Annotated in this window: 24 protein-coding genes; 13 read left to right on the forward strand and 11 right to left on the reverse strand. The window is 36.0% G+C overall.

The window, feature by feature from the left end; genetic code table 11:
• Positions 1-3: 3 nt before the first annotated feature.
• The 3 genes from PP182_RS09880 to PP182_RS09890 form a co-directional block, all read right to left on the reverse strand.
• The gene (locus PP182_RS09880; RefSeq protein ID WP_272651080.1) at positions 4-477 is read right to left on the reverse strand and encodes a (2Fe-2S)-binding protein; all 474 of its coding nucleotides are present in this window, start codon (positions 475-477) and stop codon (positions 4-6) included.
• Between the two features lie 183 nt (positions 478-660).
• Positions 661-1,392 carry an SOS response-associated peptidase gene (locus PP182_RS09885; RefSeq protein ID WP_272651081.1) on the reverse strand — a complete coding sequence of 244 codons (732 nt, stop codon included), beginning with the start codon at positions 1,390-1,392 and terminating at the stop codon, positions 661-663.
• A gap of 78 nt (positions 1,393-1,470) precedes the next feature.
• Positions 1,471-4,773 carry a WD40/YVTN/BNR-like repeat-containing protein gene (locus tag PP182_RS09890; RefSeq protein WP_272651082.1) on the reverse strand — a complete coding sequence of 1,101 codons (3,303 nt, stop codon included), beginning with the start codon at positions 4,771-4,773 and terminating at the stop codon, positions 1,471-1,473.
• 276 nt (positions 4,774-5,049) lie between these two features.
• Between PP182_RS09890 and PP182_RS09895 the strand changes: the two genes are divergently transcribed.
• Both PP182_RS09895 and PP182_RS09900 read left to right on the forward strand, forming a co-directional pair.
• Positions 5,050-5,502: a response regulator gene (locus PP182_RS09895; protein ID WP_272651083.1), complete on the forward strand. Its 453-nt coding sequence runs from the start codon at positions 5,050-5,052 to the stop codon at positions 5,500-5,502.
• 195 nt (positions 5,503-5,697) lie between these two features.
• Entirely contained in the window at positions 5,698-6,012 is a 315-nt protein-coding gene (locus tag PP182_RS09900) for a BLUF domain-containing protein (RefSeq protein ID WP_272651284.1), read from the forward strand.
• 75 nt (positions 6,013-6,087) lie between these two features.
• On the opposite strand, the gene PP182_RS09905 is transcribed toward PP182_RS09900, so the two are convergent.
• From PP182_RS09905 to PP182_RS09925, 5 genes are all read right to left on the reverse strand, one after another.
• Entirely contained in the window at positions 6,088-6,474 is a 387-nt protein-coding gene (locus PP182_RS09905; RefSeq protein ID WP_272651084.1) for a hypothetical protein, read from the reverse strand.
• A gap of 111 nt (positions 6,475-6,585) precedes the next feature.
• Entirely contained in the window at positions 6,586-7,587 is a 1,002-nt protein-coding gene (locus PP182_RS09910) for a helix-turn-helix domain-containing protein (RefSeq protein WP_272651085.1), read from the reverse strand.
• A gap of 165 nt (positions 7,588-7,752) precedes the next feature.
• On the reverse strand, positions 7,753-9,297 hold the full coding sequence (locus PP182_RS09915; protein ID WP_272651086.1) for a PAS domain-containing sensor histidine kinase: 1,545 nt from the start codon (positions 9,295-9,297) through the stop codon (positions 7,753-7,755).
• 214 nt (positions 9,298-9,511) lie between these two features.
• Entirely contained in the window at positions 9,512-9,943 is a 432-nt protein-coding gene (locus PP182_RS09920) for a response regulator (RefSeq protein WP_330097988.1), read from the reverse strand.
• A gap of 20 nt (positions 9,944-9,963) precedes the next feature.
• On the reverse strand, positions 9,964-10,515 hold the full coding sequence (locus PP182_RS09925; protein WP_272651088.1) for a helix-turn-helix domain-containing protein: 552 nt from the start codon (positions 10,513-10,515) through the stop codon (positions 9,964-9,966).
• Positions 10,516-10,895: 380 nt separating this feature from the next.
• Here PP182_RS09925 and PP182_RS09930 point away from each other — a divergent pair, with 380 nt between their 5' ends.
• Both PP182_RS09930 and PP182_RS09935 read left to right on the forward strand, forming a co-directional pair.
• Positions 10,896-11,555 (forward strand): ankyrin repeat domain-containing protein, encoded by a 660-nt coding sequence (locus PP182_RS09930; RefSeq protein ID WP_272651089.1) that lies wholly within the window; start codon positions 10,896-10,898, stop codon positions 11,553-11,555.
• A gap of 52 nt (positions 11,556-11,607) precedes the next feature.
• Positions 11,608-12,321, forward strand: a complete 714-nt coding sequence (locus PP182_RS09935) for a VIT1/CCC1 transporter family protein (RefSeq protein WP_272651090.1) — start codon at positions 11,608-11,610, stop codon at positions 12,319-12,321.
• A gap of 32 nt (positions 12,322-12,353) precedes the next feature.
• Here PP182_RS09935 and PP182_RS09940 read toward each other — a convergent pair whose 3' ends face one another.
• Complete coding sequence (locus tag PP182_RS09940; RefSeq protein WP_272651091.1) at positions 12,354-13,130, reverse strand: RNA polymerase sigma factor; 777 nt, start codon at positions 13,128-13,130, stop codon at positions 12,354-12,356.
• Between the two features lie 176 nt (positions 13,131-13,306).
• On the opposite strand from PP182_RS09940, the gene PP182_RS09945 reads away from it, so the two are divergent.
• Both PP182_RS09945 and PP182_RS09950 read left to right on the forward strand, forming a co-directional pair.
• Complete coding sequence (locus PP182_RS09945) at positions 13,307-14,152, forward strand: universal stress protein (protein ID WP_272651092.1); 846 nt, start codon at positions 13,307-13,309, stop codon at positions 14,150-14,152.
• A gap of 16 nt (positions 14,153-14,168) precedes the next feature.
• The gene (locus PP182_RS09950) at positions 14,169-15,014 is read left to right on the forward strand and encodes a universal stress protein (RefSeq protein WP_272651093.1); all 846 of its coding nucleotides are present in this window, start codon (positions 14,169-14,171) and stop codon (positions 15,012-15,014) included.
• 22 nt (positions 15,015-15,036) lie between these two features.
• Here PP182_RS09950 and trxA read toward each other — a convergent pair whose 3' ends face one another.
• Positions 15,037-15,336, reverse strand: a complete 300-nt coding sequence (gene trxA, locus PP182_RS09955; protein ID WP_272651094.1) for a thioredoxin — start codon at positions 15,334-15,336, stop codon at positions 15,037-15,039.
• Positions 15,337-15,448: 112 nt separating this feature from the next.
• Between trxA and PP182_RS09960 the strand changes: the two genes are divergently transcribed.
• From PP182_RS09960 to PP182_RS09990, 7 genes are all read left to right on the forward strand, one after another.
• Positions 15,449-16,285 (forward strand): universal stress protein, encoded by an 837-nt coding sequence (locus PP182_RS09960; RefSeq protein ID WP_272651095.1) that lies wholly within the window; start codon positions 15,449-15,451, stop codon positions 16,283-16,285.
• A gap of 3 nt (positions 16,286-16,288) precedes the next feature.
• The gene (locus PP182_RS09965) at positions 16,289-17,143 is read left to right on the forward strand and encodes a universal stress protein (protein ID WP_272651096.1); all 855 of its coding nucleotides are present in this window, start codon (positions 16,289-16,291) and stop codon (positions 17,141-17,143) included.
• A gap of 111 nt (positions 17,144-17,254) precedes the next feature.
• Positions 17,255-17,665 carry a hypothetical protein gene (locus PP182_RS09970; RefSeq protein ID WP_272651097.1) on the forward strand — a complete coding sequence of 137 codons (411 nt, stop codon included), beginning with the start codon at positions 17,255-17,257 and terminating at the stop codon, positions 17,663-17,665.
• Between the two features lie 10 nt (positions 17,666-17,675).
• Positions 17,676-18,581: a mechanosensitive ion channel family protein gene (locus PP182_RS09975; protein ID WP_272651098.1), complete on the forward strand. Its 906-nt coding sequence runs from the start codon at positions 17,676-17,678 to the stop codon at positions 18,579-18,581.
• The gene (locus PP182_RS09980) at positions 18,578-19,420 is read left to right on the forward strand and encodes an ATP cone domain-containing protein (protein WP_272651099.1); all 843 of its coding nucleotides are present in this window, start codon (positions 18,578-18,580) and stop codon (positions 19,418-19,420) included. Before PP182_RS09975 ends, PP182_RS09980 begins: the two co-directional genes overlap by 4 nt.
• Before the next feature lie 4 nt (positions 19,421-19,424).
• A complete protein-coding gene (locus PP182_RS09985) occupies positions 19,425-20,801 on the forward strand; it encodes an MBL fold metallo-hydrolase RNA specificity domain-containing protein (protein ID WP_272651100.1) in 1,377 nt (458 codons plus the stop codon).
• A gap of 74 nt (positions 20,802-20,875) precedes the next feature.
• Positions 20,876-21,511 carry a hypothetical protein gene (locus tag PP182_RS09990; protein WP_272651101.1) on the forward strand — a complete coding sequence of 212 codons (636 nt, stop codon included), beginning with the start codon at positions 20,876-20,878 and terminating at the stop codon, positions 21,509-21,511.
• 13 nt (positions 21,512-21,524) lie between these two features.
• Here PP182_RS09990 and cls read toward each other — a convergent pair whose 3' ends face one another.
• Complete coding sequence (gene cls, locus PP182_RS09995) at positions 21,525-22,931, reverse strand: cardiolipin synthase (RefSeq protein WP_272651102.1); 1,407 nt, start codon at positions 22,929-22,931, stop codon at positions 21,525-21,527.
• Positions 22,932-23,097: the final 166 nt, after the last annotated feature.

Genomic DNA, 23,097 nt, shown 5'->3' on the forward strand with positions numbered 1-23,097 from the left:
GTCTTAGGAAGTTGTTTTGGTTTGTTCTTTGGTCATTTCAATAGCCTCCAGGATTCGCAAATAGGTACCACAACGACACAGTACTCCGTTCATGTAACTTTTAATCTCTTCCCTTGATGGATTCGGGTTTTTTTCCAATAGCGCGGCAGCTTGCATTAATTGACCAGACTGGCAGTAGCCACATTGAGGAGCTTGTGCCTTAACCCATGCTTGTTGTAAGGGGTGATTACCCTTTTCAGAAAGCCCTTCAATGGTCTTTATCCGTTGCCCATTGGCAACATTGTCTACCTGAAGAATACAGGCCCTAACTGGATTACCATCGAGATGGATAGTACAACTGCCGCATTGCGCAATACCACAACCGTATTTAGTCCCGGTTAGACCCAAGTGTTCCCGTAGTACCCAGAGTAAAGAAGTGCCCTGGACGACATCAACCTCGTAAGAGGTTTCGTTAATATTCAGTGAATAGGTAGCCATAATCATCTAGTTTCCGTTAAGTTACCAAAAAAGAAGCAGCTAAACCATTACAATCAACAATTAAGATTAAACCTTATATGAAAAGTACTGATCAAAGTAAATCACCTTTAAAAAGCTAGTAGAAAACGATTTGAGACAAATTTTTAAAATTATTAGCTTGTGAATTTTCTCAATTAATTAAAGTCAGTATTCGATTTTCAACTCCTCATATTGTACTTTTTCTGTTATATCAGGTCGTTGTCCTGCATTACCCCGATATAAATCCTTACTGATGGGCCAGGTTTCCAATTTTTCATCAGGTAAATCATCATCGATAACCTCATTGATTTGTTCTTCTTCCAAACCGGTATCCAACCAAACTTCGATATCTGGTTCTTGAAGTATTACCGGTCTTCTATTTTTTTGGTTATGGATCTTTGCAAATAAAGGAGTGGCGGTTTTGGTCAAAATGGAATAAGTGATAATACCATGGGCAGTGACAGTGTAAATAGCGGCAAGACTTAATGGGTTATCGTCTACTCTTTTAAAATAAAATGGGATTTTAAAATTATTTTTTGCCGTGTGCGGCTCAAAAAAACCCTTCACGGGAACGATACACTTTTTAAAACCTCTGTAGTTTGCAGATTCGAATAGTTTCTCCGACCTGGCATTTAAACCAGAACCATATCTCACCGTTTCCTTATAGTATTCCTTTGGATCAACTTTGGATTTATAATAGGGAATAATTCCCCACATTGCCGAAGTAAGACTTTTTGGGTCTTCCTCCGTAATAATCAATGAATCATTGTGCGCGAAACCATTATTAAAGTATCTATTATACTCATTTTCAGGTTCAGCATAAACATACTTATGGTCAACCCGATAATATCGCTCTACCAATTTTACATCTCCAAATTCCTCAGTGGAAAAACACATGGTTATACAATCAAATTCCCTTCAATTTAAAAGAAAAAAATGAAGAATAAAAAAAGGAAATCTCTGTTATCACTGAAACTATATTTTTCTGTTTGGAGTGTACGGAGCTTTAATCGTTTCCAAGTCCTTTTCGAAGGACTCCATTGACTGTCTATAGGACTGTAAGGATTCCTGAAAATCACTAAATTCCTTTGTGGCCAATTCAATATTGGTCCTTTGGGTTTGGGTCGGTTCTTGTGTGGTTTCCCAATGTGCCCCAGCTACTTGCCCTACCCTGGACCGTATGGAAGGTGTTATGGCCTCCTCCTTGGATTGCTTAGCCCGGTTGCCATATAATTTTATCACTAATGTCCGTAACCCCTCTTCCAACTCTTTAAGTTTTTCGAAGTGACTTTTTTTGGCCATCGGTGTCTTTAGCAATGCCTCCTTTATATACCTCAGTTGTTCTCTATATTCGCCTATTTTCTGGCCTGCAATAGCAATTTGCCTCGAAAGTTCTGCCGTTCTTTTTTGAAATTGCATGGACGCTATAATATCAATACCTCCATCAATATTTCCTAAAGGAGTTACCTCAAAGCTTTGAGGGTTACCCTGCGTTTGCAAATCACCATCAAATAAGACATAGAGTTGTACACTATATTTACCCGGTGCAACCAAAGGCCCCGTATCTTCACCTGCCCATGGTGGCCTAAAATCCGGCACCGTTAAGTCAATTGGGTCCGGTGGTGAAAGGCGCAAGTCCCAATTTGTTCTATGTAAACCCTTCTTGTTCGAGCCTTCAATCCATCGCACTGGTTTACCTTCATTATCAGAAACCAAAAGCAACACTTTTGCCTCATCCTGCCTTTCTTCTTCCTCCAATTCCTCCCAACCCGGAAATGGAATTGACATTTTCCTTGATGACAAGGATTTTTCTTTTTCTAAACGAGAACTCTTTCTAGTTTTTGGAACATCAGTTATAAGATACGTGAATATTGCTCCAAAAGGAGGGTTTTCAGTTGCAAAGCTTGTAGAACCTAATGTTGGCATGCCCTTCGCTTGCATGGGTGTATTCGGGACATACCACCAAGTATCCCTAATCGAAAAAAGTTTGTTTCCACCGTCTTTAATCGTATTGCCCAATTCCCTTAATGGGGAATAATCATCCAATACAAAAAAGCCTCTACCAAATGATGCTCCAACCAAATCATGTTCTTTTGGGTGTAATTCTATATCTCGAAACGGTATTGTAGGCAGACCAGACTTTAATTGAATCCAGTTTGTTCCTTTGTTTGGGGAAAAATAGATTCCATATTCGGTCCCAATAAACAACAGGTTTGGGTCTATGGGATCTTGTTTAACCACCCAAACGATTGTTTCTTTTGGAAGGTCTCCCACTATGGATTTCCATGAACGACCTCGGTCGGTACTCATAAACAAATAGGGTTTATAATCACCCACTTTATGGGCATCTGCACTTGCAAATACCACATCAGAATTATGATGCGAGGCCTCAATATCATTGATAAAGGAAAATTCAGGGATTTTAGGAAGCGTGCCACTTCTTCTCCAATTTACACCACCATCCTCACTAATATGTATTAAACCATCATCTGAACCGGTATACAACAACCCTTCTTCCTTTGGAGACTCTGAAATGGACGTGAGCGTGGCATACTTGGACATAGCACCATTATCATAAAGTGCATCTACGCTCCAAACTTTTCCCATCATCTCTAACTCATACCTATTTTGATTTGTCGTTAAGTCCGAGCTTATAGCTTCCCAAGAATTACCTTGATCTTCACTTCGCCAAACCCTCTGTGAACCATAATATAGTGTTCTATTATTATGGGGACTAATAAGTATTGGACTGTCCCAATTCCATCGATCTGCAGCATCTCCTATAGCACCTTGTGGCTGTATGTCCATACCCTCCTCCGTTTTTCTATCATAACGATGAAGGTTGCCCTCCTGTATTTCCATATATACAATATTAGGGTCTTTTGGGTCAAAAGCATTATCATACCCATCTGCACCTAAAGGAACATACCAATCCCTATTACGTACACCCTCTACATTCATGGTTCTAGAAGGGCCTATTAGTGTGCCCAAATCTTGTGCTCCGCCGACGATGTTATAATAGGGCGCTGAACTGTCCAAAGAAAGTTTATAGAATTGGGAAATTGGTAGGTTGGGAAAATGACGCCAAGTTTTGCCTTCATCAAATGTTTCATATAAGCCACCATCCGTTCCAGCAAGTAAATGCTTTCCATTATTGGGATCAATCCAGAGGGCATGATTATCGCTATGTTTTTCACGACCTGTTCCAAGTACTTTGAAATTCTTGCCACCATCCCTGGAGACCCTAATAAAAACATCCATTTGATAAATAAGGTCAGGATTTGTCTGGGATACTTCGATTTCTTGATAGTAATGGGGACCTGTACCCCCAGAAATATAGCTATTCAATTGTTTCCAACTCTCCCCTTTATCCTCGGACCTATAAAATCCCTTTTCTGTATTGTCCGCTTCAATGGTCGCATACACAAGATCAGGATTTGCCCTGGTAACCGCCAATCCTATTTTACCCATATCACCTTTGGGCAGACCTGTACTTTTTCTAGTCCAATTCTCACCATTATCCGTCGACTTGTAAATACCGGATTTGGGACCTCCAGAAAGCAGAGCCCAAACATGTCTTCTTCTTTGGTAAGCAGCTGCATAAACTATATCCGGGTTAGTTGGGTCGAATTCTATATCGGTTATACCTGTATTCTCATCAATTTGTAATACTAAATTCCAAGTTTTACCACCATCTACCGTTTTATAAACACCACGTTCACCTCCAGAAGACCATAATGGCCCTTCTGCAGCTACAAATACTACATCGCTATTTCTAGGATCCACTAGAATTTTTCCGATATGATCAGACTTAGAAAGTCCCATTTGTTCCCAGGTTGTACCCCCATTGGTAGACTTATAGACACCATCGCCCCAGCCAACATGCCTACCACTTACGTTTTCGCCCGTACCCACCCAAACCACTTGGGAGTTATTAGGGTCTATAGTTACGCTACCAATAGAATAAGAGGACTCTTTTTCGAAAACAGGATTCCATGTTATCCCTCTATTTATCGTCTTCCAAACTCCTCCGGAACCAACAGCTATAAACCAAATACTGGAATCTTCATCGCTGACGGCAATGTCCGCTATCCTGCCACCCATTAAGGCTGGTCCTATGGGTCTGAAGTGCAACCCCTCCACAGCATCAGAAATTGACTCCAGATTTGGGTCCTGAGAAGAAACCAGGTTATAAAATAAAAATAGAAGGGATGTTAATAGTACAAATTGACTTCTAAATGAAATCTTGGTCTGCAAGGGGTTGGTACCGTTTTTCATATTTTTTATCAAATAAATTAACGAAAGATGTAGTATATGTAAAAATAATCAACTGCCTTAAACAATTAGGTATTCTCCTTTTACTTTTGAAAAGTATTCAAATTGATTATCCTCTTTTTAAATTTTTCTATCCCAAGACATGGTATACGAACACATATGGAATTCAATTACAATATTGAGTTTTTTTATTGGGTTAGTATTTGCACGTTTTGTTGTATTATTAAAAATTGAAGCTTATTAACTTGCTACCATTCCAAAACCAAATTTCATTTACCAATGAATCAAGCTATACAGCATATTTACCTCGCGGATGATGATAGTGACGACAGAACATTTTTCTCGGATGCCCTAAACGAAATACCTGTAGCTACGTCTATCGAGGAGTTCAGCAACGGAGTAGATTTAATGGCTCATTTATTAAATGAAGACAATACAAAACCAGATGCAATTTTTTTAGATTTAAAAATGCCCATGATGAACGGTTTCGAATGTTTATCCGATATTAGGGACTTAAGCATGCTCGATGATGTTCCCGTTATTATATATTCAACCTCTTTTCATGAAAAAGATGTTGAAAGATTAAAGAATATGGGGGCTACCTTATATTTGAAAAAACCATCTTCATTTAATCAACTAAAAACATTGCTTCATAAGTGTCTTAATTATATTTCAACTATGGCACAAAATAAATCAATTCCCGAGCCTCAATTTCTAATTTCCATTTTATAAAGTCTTCCTTTAATTTAAGACATTTCGTTTGTTAAAATAGGATTGAATATTATTTGGGTCAAAAAAAAATAATTGGTTTTATGGCTACCTTTTAAAAATGAATTATTTTGGAGTCCCGAAACCTCTTAAATAATGCACGAATTGACTTATACTTCGGTTGCAAAGAAAAACCTTAGCTCCTAAGACTTAGATGACATTCTAAATACGGCCAAAGCGTTTAATAAAACACATTCTATTACAGGGTGTTTGGTATATCACAACAATCAATTTGTACAGACACTACATGGTGATAAAAAAGTCATTTTTGAGCTTTTAGAAAAAATAAAAGTGGACAAAAGACACGCTCATGTAAATTTGGTATGGGATGGTCCTTCAGAAAAGGAAGTTTTCTCCGGTTGGCACATGGCATTTTATGCTCCTAATTTGGAAACCAACAAAGACAGCCTAGTTGATTTTAAAAAAACCTTGTTACTCTATCCTCATTTTACGAATCGGATTCTGCATCGGTAAGAATATTTTGGTCTATCGTCAAGGATTTATGCCTGGACGAAGCCAAAACCAGTATCTAAAGATTTTAGAAATTAATTAAATGACTTTTTTGAAAAAAGGTGTGGAAGGGATTCCCCCATAAAAGGTCACATGTGATATGGCCTTTTTAATGTTTTCAGCTTCTTTTTCTGCATTTTCATTCAAATTATCAATAGAGGCTAACATTAAAGCATTTAATCTATTGGATTGATGGTGTTCAAAGTCAGCAGACCGATCAAGGAATAGACTAATCATTAATTTCTCGTTTCTAGCTATGCTTTCATCTATATAAACCAGAAGATCCTTAATCTCATCCAGTGGATTTCTGGTTATGATGTCATCGAAACCGATTTGAATCTCACTTTTCCATAAGTTTAATTGGTGTAAGCGAGTTTCGATGTCCTGCCTTACACTAAAATTTTTATCTTGATTTTCTTTTCGCAATTGCTCTCCCTTTTTATTTTTTTAATGAAGATAAAAAGATGTCGCTTACTGGCTTAGCCCTATAATTCTAAAGATGTACCTTTTTGATAGGCATAAACCTGGTATAATATTCTATGCACTAAGTTTTGTACCTCTGGCTTTTGTCAGGTAAATTTTTGGGGAATATTTAAAGCGTTTACTAAATATTTTTGAAAAATAGCTTCTGCTGGAAAACCCAATAGTATAGACAATTTCGGATACATTCAAATCTGTTTCCTTAATCAGCTTTTCTGCCAAATCCAATCTTTGGTTTTTTATACAACTAGCTACCGTAGAACCTGTAAGCACTTTAAACCCTGATTGCAGTTTAGCAGCGGACAATCCATATTTCCTAACAAAATAATCAATGGAATACGGGTGTTCCGGTTTCTGCCGAATTTCCTCTACTGCATCTTCTATACGTAAAAGTTCCCTTTTTGTTAAAGATGTTTCGTGTAGCGTCTTTTTTGAACTATCACTTTTATAATGTAATATTTCTAGAGCCAATGTAAAATGTACTATCCCTTCTATCAATAATCTTCTAACAATCCCTGTTTGGGAAATGGCATTTATTTGTAATAGGTGGTCCTTTATTTTTAGATTTACGGTACCTACATATTCATACTTATTATTCTGTAAGAACTGAGAAAACAACTGTTCCTTTAATTTTGAGTTTTCATTAGTTGAAGCTTCTAAATTTGAATCGTCTGTAACTTGTATTACCGAAAAATTCACTTTTTTGCCGGAAGCCACGGTTATTTTCACATCTTCCTCCATACCACCTAATATCACCGTCCTAAGGGAATCAATTTCAATTTTAGAACGACTGGTAGGCAACTTCAGCATTAAACTACCTTCCAAACAGTATATAAAAAACAAACTTTGGCTTGTAGTATTCTTTAAGTTAAGCTTTATTTCCTCTGTGGTAGTAAGTTCAAATTGACTATACCCTATACCAGATTCCAGCTCAACGGACTGTATTCTTCCCTTACCCTTGTCGTTATAGAACATTAAGATTCTTTCACTATCGAATACCGATATGCTACCTCCTAGACTATTATTTAACTGATTTAATTTTGCGTGTGTTGAATTCATAGGTTGACTTGTTTAGTTGTTAATAATTTTCTTGCCTTTCATTTAAAACCGACAAAAATTTATAACTCCAAATATCCAGGATTAGGCAGGTAAGTTTGTTATAACATTTTTACTTTCTGTTATAACATTACATTTGACCGTACTTGAAATTTAGTCCAAAGGGTTCTAGGAAAGGGATGGAAGGTAAACAGTAAAAACGGCTCCCTCGTCAATCTTGCCTTTTGCACTTATTGTTCCATTATGGGCCTCCACTATTTTTTTGCAAATAGCCAATCCTAAACCGGTTCCTGAATATTCTGTTTTTCCATGTAGTCTTTGAAAGATTTCAAAAATCTTATCTCCGTATTCATTCTCAAAACCAATTCCATTGTCTATAAAGTCCAACCTATGGTAAGTTCCCGACTTCAATTTGGGTATTTGATTAAAACTATTTACTACCACAGAACTACATTTGACTTTTATCACCGGTGTTCTATTAGCCTCAATATACTTAAGCGCATTACCGATTAGATTTGAGAACAATTGTTCCATTTGGAATAGCACACCATTGACCTCCGGAAGTTTATCGGAGATAATGGAAGCATCTGTTTCGTCTATCCTTCCACTTAAATCTTCAAGTACGTTCGTAAAAATTTCATTAAGATCTATTTTTGATGGCTTATCCTTAACTTCTTCAATTCGAGAATACGATAATAAATTGGAGATTAAATTTCGCATTCTCTCTGTGCTACTGATTACTTTATTCAAATAATTTTGTGACCTCGGCCCTAAAGTACCATGTTCCTCGTCATGTAATCTACTGATGAACATCTGTATTTTTCGAAGCGGCTCTTGTAAATCATGACTAGCAATTCTGTTGAAGGCCTCTAAATCAGCATTACTCTTTTTTAATTCGGCATTTTTGGACTGTAGTAAGGATTCGTGCTCAATTTGTTGGGTAACATCCTTAAAAACACCAACAACATACCAGTTGTCTTCGGATGGGTAATATTCTCCAATGGTATTTACATATTTTAACTCTTGTTTCTTCGTTATAATTTTAAAGGTAATATCAATTCGTTCCTTCGTTTTTCTGCTTTCTTCAATTACCCCCTTTACCCAGTTAATGTCGTTTTTATGAACAAATTTTAAAATACCTTCTAAAGTGGCATTCATTTCAAAGGGTTCATAACCTAGAAGTCGAAATACATTTTCAGACAAGTTCAGCGTGCCATTATTTAAGTCCCATCGGAAACTTCCTGTGCTGGCCACATGTTCCGCTTCCAGCAGCAGTTTATTTTGAATTAGGAGCTGCTTTTCATAATCTTTCTCCTTGCTTATATCCTTTAAAAACATGACAACTCCAACTTCTAGTTTCACCACCCTAGAACTAAACCAAACTAATTGATCTCCAAAAACATATTTAACCGCATAATTGAAACTTTCGCCAGTAGAAAAACAATCTTTAACCTTTTCAAAAGCCCCATTTTCTAAATTCTGGGCATCGTATTCCAGCCATCGCTTGCCAATCATCTCATTGGTATCCAAGGATGCGATATCTACAATCCGATTGTTCACGTATTTTATGACAAAGTCCTCAATTACATCATCATTATATAAAGGTTCAAAATAGGCAATCACGTCATTACTGCTGTCCAAAATTTTCTCTGTGAACATTTTGGAAATTTCCAGTTCAGAAATCCGGTTACGAAGTGCAATTCTATCTGGCATAGAATAAAATTTATACGGTTCCCATTATGATTAATCCTGTTTCCTTGAGAATGGAAGTAAACGGGTCCACGAAATTATATGTAAACTAAAAATTTTAAAATAGTCTAAAAGAATAAACAGTTTTTGCAGACAAAAGTATTACAAAAACTGTTTAAATTGTTCTAAAAAAGATTGTTTAAGGAGTACTGGTCAATATATACCAGTAGGGGAAAAATTAAATTCTTAGCAAAAAATTTTCCTTTTTAAAATCGTCCATATGAAAAGCCCAATTCATTTTAATCACCTGACTCAAGGACTTTTTTAGGTCATTAAAACTCGAAGGTTTCTTAATATAGATGTTGGCACCTTTTAGAAATGTTTGCTCTATATCCTGGTCTGAAGAGGATGTTGAATATATAGCAATGGGTAATTCCTTAAGTTTTGGATGTTTTCTAATCTCAGTCAAACACTCAAAACCGTTCATTACGGGCATATTCAAATCCAGAAAAATCAGGTTCGGCAAATTTTCTATTTGCCGGATTAAATACTCCAAGCAACTTTTACCATTTTCTAATTGTTCTAATTGTGTATTTAAATTAATTCCAACCAAGGCGTCAGCAAAAAATTCCCTGTCATCCTGGTCATCATCCACTAGTAAAATTTTCATCTTGTTCATATTGCATCTTATTAATTGGTTGTATTAATCGTATTATTTCTAAACTTTAGGTACTGTGTAATGGTCAACCCAGTTACTTTTTTAAATTGACCCGATAAATGCGGAACACTACTAAAATTTAGACTATACGCTATGTCCGATAATGTTTTTTCCTCATGTAACAAAAGATCCTTTACCTTTTCTATGCGAATTAAGATGTAAAAATTCTCAATGGTTGTAAAGGTTTTGGAAGTAAAGTGGTTTGAAAGATAGGAATAGCTAAATCCCAGTCCCTTCGACAGAAGCGAAGATAATGCTACATCCCTATAACTCTCATCATGCACATATTTTTTAATCAGCGATTTGATTTGTCCTAATAAATCCTTTGATTCACCACAATTTACACTAATTCCAAATGGAGCCAACTCATCCGCTAATTTTTCAGAACTTTCACTATCTATGTCGCCTTTTAGTTCTATAGTTCCCTCATTTATACTTTTTACTTCCATTCCAAGCGAGTTGATGGTTCTCTTAAATACTTCACTAACAAGCTTTTTACCATCGTATGAAAATTCAAACTTCATATACAATTAAAATAAACCTCTAATATATTCTGTTTCAAAAAAACCTTTTAATGAAATCAGGTTTTTGTTTAACGTTATTTGGCCATTAAAAAATAAAATTTCAAGTGCCATTCTCTAAGGTTATATACGCCTTTCCATGGAGAATGGTTTATCAAATTCATTTCTAAATATGGTATTAACAGTAAACAGAAAGTGAACAAACATCTAATTAGCATAATCCAAATATCTAAACTCCAATGTTTTACATTGGAATTGAATTTTATATATCATAAGTATGCCCTAATAAATAATTAACTAAATTTAGTAATCCAAAACCTAAAGATTTTAAAGGTTTTACCTATATAATTGACTATTAAAACATCTTTTTAAGAGCGTCTACCATGGTAGAAAAATTAAAGACATATTTACAACAGGCAGAAATTGAAAAGGCGCTTTCCATAATCACGGATAACCCTGAAATTTTAGAACTAGAAGATGATACTAAGAGTACCGGGTTTTTGTTAATCGCATATAATGGACCTGCAAAAGTCCTAAAAAAAGCCATAGAACTAAAAAAATCCTTTTCTTTTTATGAAGCTATAATAGCCGGGAAAATCGATGTTGTAGATGAGTGCCTCAGGAAGAATAAAAACCTAATAAATCACCATTCTACCGATGGTTTTACTCCAGTATCTTTGGCGGCTTTTTTTGACCAAACAGACATCGCCAAGCTATTATTAGAAAATGGAGCGGACCCAGGGCTTGCTGCCAAGAATCCTTCCAAGGTCAATGCCCTACATTCGGCAGTAGCAAAAGAAAACTATACGTTGTGTGAGCTTTTGATTGAAAAAGGGGGCGATGTCAATTCTACTCAAATGCAGCAAGTTACCGCCCTGCATTCCGCCATACATCGTGGTAATTGGGAAATTGTTCAACTCCTTATAAAAAATGGTGCGGACCCAAGTCTAAAAATGGAAAATGGAGATACTCCAATGGCAATTGCAAAAAGAGAAGGTTTCAAAAAAATAGAGAAGTTTTTAGCCGATCTCAAAATAGATTAGTGAATAGGATTGCTTCTATTGTCCTATCTTTAAAAGAATAAAGGTTGATTTTATGTCTGAAAAAAATGATTTAGACAATTACTTGGATAACCATTACATTCATCGAAGTAACTGGTTAAGGGCTGCCGTACTTGGTGCAAATGACGGAATCCTTTCAACGGCAAGTATTGCAATAGGGGTTTCCGCGGCAAGTGACTTTAGGGAGCCTATAATACTGGCTACTTTGGCCGGTTTGGTTGCTGGCGCCTTATCCATGGCTGCGGGTGAGTATGTTTCCGTTAGTTCCCAAACCGATGTTGAGAAAGCCGATATTGAAAGGGAAAAAGAGGAACTAGAGGAAATGCCCGAGTTGGAATTACAACGATTGGCTCAGATTTATGAAAGCCGAGGACTTAAAAAAGAAACGGCACTTATAGTTGCAGAGGAACTTACGGAACACGATGCCCTAGGTGCCCATGTGAGAGATGAATTAGGCATTAACGACGTAAGTGCCGCTAACCCTTTACAGGCGGCCTTCGCATCTGGTGCAGCATTTACCATAGGCGGAGTGCTACCATTTTTGGTAACGCTCTTTCTTCCTCTAAAGGGTATGGAATATTACCTATACGGATTTGCCATATTATTCCTGATTCTTCTTGGTGCTCTAGCTGCCAAGACCGGAGGATCAAGTATTGGAAAAGCGATTGCCCGAATTACATTTTGGGGTACAATAGCCATGGGCCTAACAGCCTTGGTTGGACACTTATTTGGAGTAAATGTTGCTTAAACTCAAAGAGTAACTTCAATCTTCTTCACCTTTTAATTACTATCAATTAAAAAACGTTTCATGAAACTTTCCTTTAAAAGCTTTCTGGCCCTGTTTAATAGATCTTCGACTTCGCTCAGGGTAGCTTCCTTTATTTTCGCAATTTCACTCGATGTAAAACCTTCGTCCCTATATAAGTGAAATACGGACCGCATGGGTGATGACATTTTGCTAAGTACCATATCTACATGTCTTTCTAAACGTTCCTTATCCAAACTTTTATCCAATTTTTCAGCAAGATCCTTTTCCTCGTCAGTAACAAAAACATGGTTTAAGGTATAATTATCTTTGGGATAAGAACTATCGTCCAACTCTTCTAACATTACCAAATCTCCATCACCATCCGTACTAAATTTTTCTTCCATGGTGTCCCATTCAGGTTTGGAGTAACTGTCTATATTATCGAAAAAAATATGGTCGAACTCCTCTTCTGTAAGACTGTCGTCTAGCAATTCATCTACTTTTTTAAAAAGAAAAGGTTGTAAATCCTTCTCATTTTTTATTTTATCCCAATTATCATAGACTTCAATAAACAACTGATCGGTAAAATCATTGGGACTGAACATGCCTTTATTCAATTTCCCCGCCAATACAGCTATCCTTAATCTATTTGCCACATATCGGTGTACTCTAGGTATTATTCGCAAAAGCTCTCTATTGAAATCCTTTCGATTATCTCGGTTTTTTAAATCCCCTAGTTTGGTATAGACCTCACTCATCACAAAGTGAATAGTTCCTTCATTTCCATTGTTAATTATTGTTTCGCTCATGATTTCTACTTTTGGTTTAATGAGAATATCTTCCTTAAACTTACTTTCCTTACACAATAAAAAACATGATTAATGTCATTAAATATGATTTAGTTATGATGTAAACTAAGGCATGATAAATGTCATACACTCCAAACTCATAATAGGCTATTTTTAAAAGCATAAAATTAAGAGCAATGAAAAATATTCTTATTCCTACAGATTTTTCCGAAAACGCCACCAATGCAATTTCATTTGCCTTAAATCTCGTTAAATGTGAGCGTTCTAATTTCTACCTGATTCACGCTTACGCAGATGAAGTATATCAAGCGAACCACATTATTGAAAGTGACTCATTTAAAGAACAAAAGGAAACAATAAAGAAACGTGCGGAAGTAAAACTTTCTAATACTGTGTTACAAATAAAGGAGAAATGGCAGAACCCTAGACATGATTTTGAATTCATAACCGTTTTTGAACCTTTGGTCGACGGGGTAAACAATGTTGTAAATGAAAAAAATATTGATCTGGTCATCATGGGCACCAAGGGACAAACAGCGGATAAAAAAATAACTTTTGGAAGTCATACTGTGCAAGTTTTTAAATATGTAAAATGTCCCGTGCTGGCCATACCGGATAACCAAGAATTTGTACAACCTAAAAGGATTCTTTTCCCTTCTGATTATATGATTCCCTACAAGCGTAGAGAATTAAAGCTTTTGGATACTATTGCATTTAGGTTTAAATCGGAAGTTCATTCCTTATACATTTCTGATTTTGAAGATTTAAGCCATAGACAAACGGATAACAAGAAGTTCTTTAAGGAATCTCTTCCTAATGCGAATCTTACCTTTCACAGGTCCGAAGTGAAAAACAAAGGCCTTGGCATTTTGGAATATACTGCCGAATATAATATGGACATGCTGGTGATGGTAAACTCCCGCCATTCTTTTTTGGAAGATATGCTTTACCGCTCTACCGTAGATCAAATTGCATTAAACCCTGTAATTCCATTTTTGGTATTACAAAACCTACCTCGATAATTATAAAATTAAAACCATGAAAAAAATTATATTACCTACCGATTTCTCAGAAAATGCATGGAATTCCATCTTTACGGCCTTAAAGCTTTATGCCAATATAACGTGTCAATTCTATATCTTGAATGCCTATGAACCCGGAGCTCTGAGGCCCTTGGGAACAAGAGTTCAGAAAAGGTTGGACGTTATTTATGATTCTCTTTCAAAAAACTCGGAAAATGAACTATCCGAGATTCTTAAATATCTGAAAATACACCATAAAAATCCCAAGCACAGTTTTGAAGCCATTTCCATAGGAGATAGTTTGGAAGAGTCTATTACAAAGGTATCTTCTGAAAAGGATATAGATATGATTATCATGGGAACCCAAGGAGCTACCGGTGCCAAACAAGTTTTTCTTGGCAGTAATACGGTTAAAGTATTAAACACCGTTAAAAAAATTCCCGTCCTTGCCGTACCGGATTCTTTTAATTTTCAAGAATTGAAGAATATAATTTTCTCAACGGATTTTATGAGAACCTATGACAAACATGAATTGAATCCTTTATTGGAGTTGGCTAATTTATGGAATTCTAAAGTTGAAATTGTCCACGTATCGGAAGAGTTTAAACTCAATGAGGTTCAGCAAACCAACAAGGATATATTGGAACATCGATTTTCCAAATTGGAATATGGATTCCAAGACCTTCCTTTTAAATCAAGTACGGCGTATACTATTGGACAATACGTTTCCAATAAGAAGTCGGATATTCTGGGAATTATTAGACATCAACATACATTTTGGGAAAAAATCATTGGTGAACCGGTTGTAAAGAAAATTGCCTTTCATTCCATTATCCCCGTTTTATTCCTGCCCGAAAAGTAGATTATATAAAAGGAATTAGGTCTTAAGAATGTTGTCGTACCACAGCGATAATATCATTCTTTTGCAGTACTCCGGATTGTCTCCATAACTGTTTACCATTCTTAAACAACATCATGGTAGGTACCCCCCTTACATTATACTTTGAGGCTAATTTTTGATTTTTATCCACATCAATCTTAACGACTTTTAATCCATCTCCCATATCTTCCTTTACCTGTTTAAGTATTGGGGTCAACATCTTACAAGGACCACACCAATCCGCATAAAAGTCTACCAAAACAGGTACCTCCGAGTCTATAATGTTCTTAAAAGAGCTTTTCATTCATTAACATTTTAATATACAAGTTACTAAATTTCAAATGACCAATTACTGACCAATGTCATACTTTTTAGGAAGAAGAATGCCTAATTTGACTATCTAAATGTAAGAAGCTATGACGCGTATTCTTTTACCCACGGATTTTTCGGATAACTCAATTAAGGCAATTGCTTATGGATTATCGCTCTATAAGAATGTTGACTGTACATTTTATATTTTAAATACCTATATGCCGCCGGTGTATCATACCGAATATATTTTAGGAAGTCCTGGGCAAATAGGTTTGGGGGATATTATTAAAGAAGAATCCAAAAAAAATCTAAAGGAACTAAAGTCCAAGCTGGAGAATGAATTTAAAAATCCCTTGCACACCTTCGTTACACATTCAGCATTTAATATGCTAACCAATGAAGTTACGCAAATCACAGAAGCGGAGGATATAGATTTGGTCATTATGGGAACCAAAGGTGCTACAGGTGCACAGGAAATATTGCTTGGCACCAATACAGTACATGTACTTAAAAACAGTAAATGCCCAGTTTTGGCAATACCACAAGACTTTGAATACGAAGAACCGAGTGTAATTTTGTTTCCAACGGATTATGAGGTGTCCTTTACAAAGGAAAAACTAGCAACTCTTTTAAAAATAGTAAAGGAGCATAGGTCCGAAATCAATGTGATGCATGTTTTTACTCAGCTAAAACTCAATCCCACCCAAATTAAAAATCGAAAATCCCTAGAAACACTTTTAGGAAACAATGGATTGTTCCATGATGTCGAAAGTGACGAAATTATAACGGCTATCAATAAATTTCAGGTGAAAGAAAAAATCGATTTTCTAGTTATGATACAGAATAAACATACGTTTTTTGAGCGGTTATTTATTGAACCTACCATTAAAAAAATAGGATTTCATGTCAATGTTCCTTTCTTGGTGATTCCTGAAAAATGATTTATGGAAATCAATAAAATATTGGTTGCGACAGATTTTTCAAATGAGGCCTATAATGCCCTTTTTTATGCAACCCAATTATGGGCCGAACAAGAATGTGAGTTTTATATCTTAAATGTTTATGATCGATTTACACCGCTCCAAAAGAAAACTAAGCATGAATTGGGAGAAATGTCAAAAATTGAAAAGTTGGAGAAGGAGTCCGTTGTAGGCCTAACAAAAACCTTTCACAAAATAAATCTTGACGTTGAAAACGACCTCCATGCCTTTAAAATACTGTCAAAGCAAGGTAAACTAGGTCAAGTAGTTACCCAAATGGTCAAAAACCTAAAGATAGGCTTGGTAATCATGGGAAATAAGGGAGAAACCGGAGCTAAAGAAATCTTTATGGGAAGTAACACCCTAAAAGTTATAAGTACCCTTGAGCAGTGCCCCCTTTTGGCTATTCCTAAGGAAGTAGCCTATAAACCATTAAAGGAAATAGCATTTATTACGGATTTTAAAAAAGGCTGTACCCTGAAAACACTGAATCCTTTATTATCAATACTAAAGGTACTAAATGCACAATTGAAGGTTTTTCATATAAAGGAAGAAGAATTTTTGAACGCTACTCAGGAATCCAATAAAAAGCTGTTGGAGATGTCATTAATGGGTGTTGAACATAGCTTTGAACCCATGTATGAATTTAGCTCAAAGGCTAAGGTAATAGACAGTTTTATAAAAAACAGGGAGATTACCCTCTTTTCAATGGTTTATACTAAAAAAGGTTTTTTAGAACGTCTGTTACACGAACCGGTAATAATGGATTTAAGTATGTACACCAGCAATCCATTTCTTGTGCTACCCAACAGGGATTGATAAATGAGGTACTCAAACCATTTGATAAGTATTAAATTAAAGAACAACAAAGGTCTTTATTCCCTTTGCAATTTTGTAAAGGGAATATAAGGTCCTATAAAATTTTTAGCGATGAAAAATATTGGTATTTGGTTAGATAGTAAAAAAGCATATATAGTCAGAGTTAGCGATAATAATGACAGTATGGAAAAAGTAGATTCCCAAATTGACTTTTATAATAGAACCAGCACAGGTGGTTCAAGGGTTAAGTGGGGAGGTACCCAAGACATTACACACGAGCAAAGTTTTTTAGAAAAAGAAAAGCATCAGTTTAAGAAGTACTTTAAGACCATTGCCGATACTATTTCCGATGTAGATTCCTTGGCTCTTTTTGGACCGGCTGACATCAACGAAAAGCTTAGAAAAGAATTGATGGATAACTACCCATCAATAGGTAAGAGAATCGTTGCCGTTAAAAAGGCAGATAGTATGACTGAAAATGAAACAAGGGCACTAATACTAGATTTCTTTAATAATAGATAAGGCGAACTATATGGAAACATTCTTAAAGCTTTTTGAAAATCCTTCGGTACTTAAATTCACAAAATTGGGTTTATGGATTTTATTGATCGTACTGATTATAGGGTTTCTGCGCAAATTGCTCAAAAAGCGAATCGAAGATACTTCCGTTAGATACAAGGCCCAGAAAGGAGTAGAAATAATTGGCTATTTCCTAATTATCCTAATGATATTTATGGCCATTACCCTAGATGATATTAAGGATTACACCATTATTATAGGGTTGTTCACTGCCGGCATAACCTTTACGTTACAGGAGTTGATATTGAGCATTGCAGGTTCATTTTATATCTTTTTTGTAAGGGTCTACAAGCCCGGTGATCGGATAGAAATCAATAATATTAAAGGCGATGTCATTGACATCGACAGCATCTACACCACACTTATGGAAATGGGCGAATGGGTTAGTAGTGACAACTATTCGGGAAGAATAGTCAAGATTAGTAACGCATTCGTTTTTAAAGGCCCTATTAAAAATTATTCAATGGATTTTCCCTTTGTTTGGGACGAACTAAATATCCTTGTAACCTATGACTCGGATATTACCCTGGCAAAAGATTTAATTTTGGCAGAAGCCAATGAATTACTTTCCGAATATTCCCAAAAATCCAAGACTAAATGGCAAGAAATGGTAGAGCGCTATTATATAGAGAATGCAACTATTGAACCGACGATTGCCGTGAATCTTACGGACAATTGGATTGCGCTAAACCTTAGATATATTACAGACTATAAATTGAGAAGAGATACAAGAAACAAGTTATTTTCAAATATTGAAAAGACCATTAGATCAACTAAAGGCAAGGTTACTTTGGCCTCTACAACCCTTCAACTTTTAAAAATACCAGAACTTGAGGTTCAATTAAAAAATAAATTATGAAAGGGCCGAATATCGAAGTATTGAAATCCTCAGGAGAACGGGTAAGCTTCTCTATGGATAAATTGAGAAATTCTTTAAAACGAAGTTCAGCTGACCATGAATTGGTAGAGGAAATTGTTGAAAAGGTGAAAGAGGAAGCCTATGAAGGCATTACCACTAATGAAATATTCAACCGAGCGTATGCACTTTTAAAGGGTAAAAAGTCGGTTTTTGCCTCTAAATATAAACTTAAAAAAGCCATTTACGAATTGGGTCCTACCGGGTTTCCCTTTGAGCGATTTGTAGCGGCCATTTTAAAATACTCAGGGTACCATGTGGAAGTAGGTGTCATTTTACAAGGTATCTGCGTAACCCATGAAATCGATGTTTTAGCTGAAAAAGAAAACCGAATTACGGTAATAGAATGTAAATTTCACAATGTGAAAGGCCTTAATTGTAATGTAAAAGTCCCGCTATACATTCATTCTAGATATAATGATGTAAAAGCACATTGGACAAGCATTAAAAAGGAAAACAAAAAATTAGAAAAAGGTTGGGTGGTTACCAATACCCGCTTTACTGAAGATGCCCTTAAATACGGAGAATGTTCCAATCTTTATTTATTAAGCTGGGACTATCCGAAAGAGGAAGGTCTAAAAGACAGGATAGATAGGTTAGGCCTATACCCAATAACCGTCTCATCACTATTAAGCAATAGGGAAAAACAATTTCTTTTAAGTAGGGATGTAGTCCTATGTCGCCAATTGGTCAAGGATAAATTCTTTTTAGATCACCTCGGGATATCGCAAACCCGAAAAATCAAAATTTTGGATGAGATAGGGCAATTGTGCAATATTTAATAACATGAAGAAGGTAAAAATTCATTTTCTAGGCGCCTGCGGTACGGTAACCGGGTCCAAATTTTATTTGGAAACCCCAGAGGTCAATATAATGGTAGACTGTGGGATGTTCCAAGGGTTAAAAGAGCTAAGAGAGCAGAATTGGAAAAACTTACCTATAGTAACCTCAAAAGTTGATGCCGTATTGTTAACCCATGGACACCTTGACCATACAGGATATTTACCTAGATTGCTCAAAGAAGGGTTTAATGGCAAAATCATAGCTACCGCCCCAACATTGGCAATTACAAAAATAATCCTGTTGGATAGTGGTAAAATACAAGAAGAACAAGCCAAAGCCGCAAATGAAGAAGGATACAGTAAACATCATCCTGCAGTACCTTTCTATACGGTGCAAGAAGCAGAAAAGACGATTGCCCTATTCAGCCCATGTGAGAAGGATGAATGGAAACCCTTGTCAGAAAACGTTCGTTTTAGATTTAGATATAACGGGCATATCATCGGGGCAACGTTTATAGAATTGGAAATTTTTGGGAAATTATTTGTTTTTTCCGGAGATATTGGCAGAAAAGAGGATGTACTGCTTGCATCTCCTCAACGTCCAAAATGGGCGGATTACCTTTTCCTGGAAAGTACTTATGGTAATAAACTTCACCCAATTGAAGATGTTTCCGAAATACTTAGCGAACTTATTAAGAAAACGATTCAAGAAAGGGGAAACCTAATTATACCTTCCTTTGCAGTTGAACGCCTACAGTCGCTTATGTATATCTTATGGCTGCTTTTCAAACAAAACAAGATTCCCAATATTCCAATTTTTGTAGATAGCCCCATGGGCAATAATGTACTTTCCGTATTTGAGCGTTTTCCTTCTTGGCACAATTTATCCATATCCGAATATAGGGCTATGTTAAATCATTTTAATGTAATCAGCTCCTACGCGGACACTTGGAAAACCATTGACGACCCAAGACCCAAAATAATAATAGCCGGTAGTGGTATGGTGACCGGAGGAAGGGTGTTGACCTATTTACAACAAATGATGAAAAAGTCGACGACAAATATTCTTTTAGTCGGTTTCCAAGCAGAAGGTACTAGAGGAAGACAGTTATTGGAAGGAGCGCATGAATTAAAACTATTCGGCAAATATTATCCGGTAAAGGCCAAAGTTCATCTTATTGAAAGTTTATCGGCCCATGCGGATCAAAATGAGCTTCTTCATTGGTTGGATGATATAGAAAATATACCCGAAAACATATTCCTTGTTCATGGGGAACCTAATGCATTGGATATATTTAAAGTAAAACTGAGAGATACCAAAAACTGGGATTGTGACATACCAAAATTATATAGCACTAAAGAGGTTATGTGCTCACCATAATTTTCGTATGATGAATGTCATTTTTATTGTTGTTTATAACGTATACATTCGAACCAAATATTAAGAAAGGAATAATGAAAAAAATAATAACAATCGCAGTAATCTTACTTTTTGGATGTTCTTCCACAAGCTTAATTGAAAACTGGAAAGACCCCGATACCGTACTATTCCATGCCAACAAGGTACTTTTGGTCGGTATGACGCAAAATAAAAGTGCAAGGACAGCCTTTGAAAACGAACTACAAAAAGAATTTGAAAAGAGGGATGTTGAAGCATTAAAAAGCTTGGATGTTTTTGATGTCGCTTTTACAGACTCCAAACAAACTGGGAAGGAACTCGACAATGTTGAACAAAGTTTATTGGACAAGGGTTTTGATGCCATTTTGTTTACCAAAATAACGGGCTCCGAAAACCGAGAGAATTTTTTAAAATCCATGTCGAAATGGGAGGACAATCAAGTTCGTTTTAACGATGATTACTTGGAACACCAAGGTATTTATTTTGACAATAGTTACTACGAAAACTTTAAAATATATTTTGCTGAAACTACACTCTACTGCATTTGCGAAGGAAAGGAAAGAGCCATGATTTGGCGGGGTATTATAGAAATTATGGATCCCAGTAATGTGAACAAAGCCATAAAGGACTATGTAAAACTTGTAGTGACCGCCCTGGAAGAGCAAGACCTTATTTTTATAGAGGATTTTTAGTATTGCGCTTAGTTTATAATAATGGACTGAATATTTTACCTATTCCCTCCTGTAATTTTTTTGTCCAAGGTCGTTGAATAAACTCATCGTAGGTCAGGAGTTTACTTGAGCCACTATCCTTTAAAAAATCGGCCTTTAACAAGTCGGCAAATTCGCACTGATAAATAATGGCATTGACCTCGTAGTTTTGTTCAAAACTTCTATCGTCCAAATTGGCAGTACCTATAGAAGATACGGCGTCATCACATACAATAACCTTGCTATGTAGAAAACCATCGGGAAACATATAAATTTTAATACCCGATTTTAGAAAAAGTTCAAAATAAGAATGGACGGACCAGTTGACCAGCGTATTATCGGCATTCTCCGAAACTAAAAGACGAACATCCACTCCACTCAACGCTGCCGTCTGTAACGCCTTAATTATAGCCTGACTGGGAATAATATAGGGGTTGGTAATGTATACATAATTTTTTGCCGTATTAATAATGGAAAAGTAAGTTTGCTCTAAAGCTGGAAAATCATCATCAGGTCCACCGGAAACAATTTGGACCAGTGCTTTGGACTTATCATTCGAGGTCAATTCCTTGTTTTTAAGAGGTTTTATCAAATCTTCGCTTACTAAGTACCAGTCCATCAAAAAAACTTGATCTAGATGATGGGCAGCAGGGCCTTCAATTTTCAAATGCATATCATGCCAATTTCCCAATCCAGGTTCACCCTTTAAATATTTATCCGATATGTTTATACCTCCGGTAAAAGCTATCTCTCCATCTACAACTATGATTTTTCTGTGATTTCGGTAGTTTAGGGAAGAAAAAAAACGGCCAAATTTAAAAGGTAGGAAGGAATATACTTCTACCCCAATACTTTTTAAACTGTTTAAATAATCACTGCTTAAGGTAAAACTTCCTATACCATCGTATATCATCCGTATCTTAACACCTTCCTGCAATTTGAGTTTAAACAGTCGAAAAAGTTTATCGGCCAGTTCGCCATCCTCAAAAATATAATATTGTATATGTATTACCTTTTTGGCTTTTTCCAAGGCTCCAAAAATGGTATCAAAGGTAGTTTTACCGTCCTTTAATAATTTCAGGTCATTATTGCCTACTGGCGGAAAGAAAGAGTTGTTGTAAAACAAGGTCATTAATTTCCTGTATTTACCCTCAAAGGAACTCACCGCTTGTATTCCCGGTTTAGGGAACTTTTTGAACACGTCCTTTTTTAATTGAACCAGTTTATTTTTTCTCCTGTTCCTACCCAATAAAAAATATAGAACTATACCTCCAACGGGTATTGCAAAAATGGCCAACAACCACGCCAAGCTTTTGGAGGGTCTGGCGCCGTGTAATATAATAGCCAATACAATGGACAAAGTAATCAGGATATAAATTCCTACAATGATTGAGGTCCACATATGTATTATTAGAAATTCTATATAGTTAATCAGAAAGATAAATACTAAAAAGGAGTAGTCGTATGATAAAAATCATCCATTTACGAATTATTAAAAATAGCATAAAAAGTATAACCCATTGCAGATGATCCCCGAATATCTAACAGAAAAAAGCCCCTGATTAAAA

The organism is Maribacter sp. PR1, assembly GCF_028464145.1.
Taxonomy (GTDB): Bacteria; Bacteroidota; Bacteroidia; order Flavobacteriales; family Flavobacteriaceae; genus Maribacter.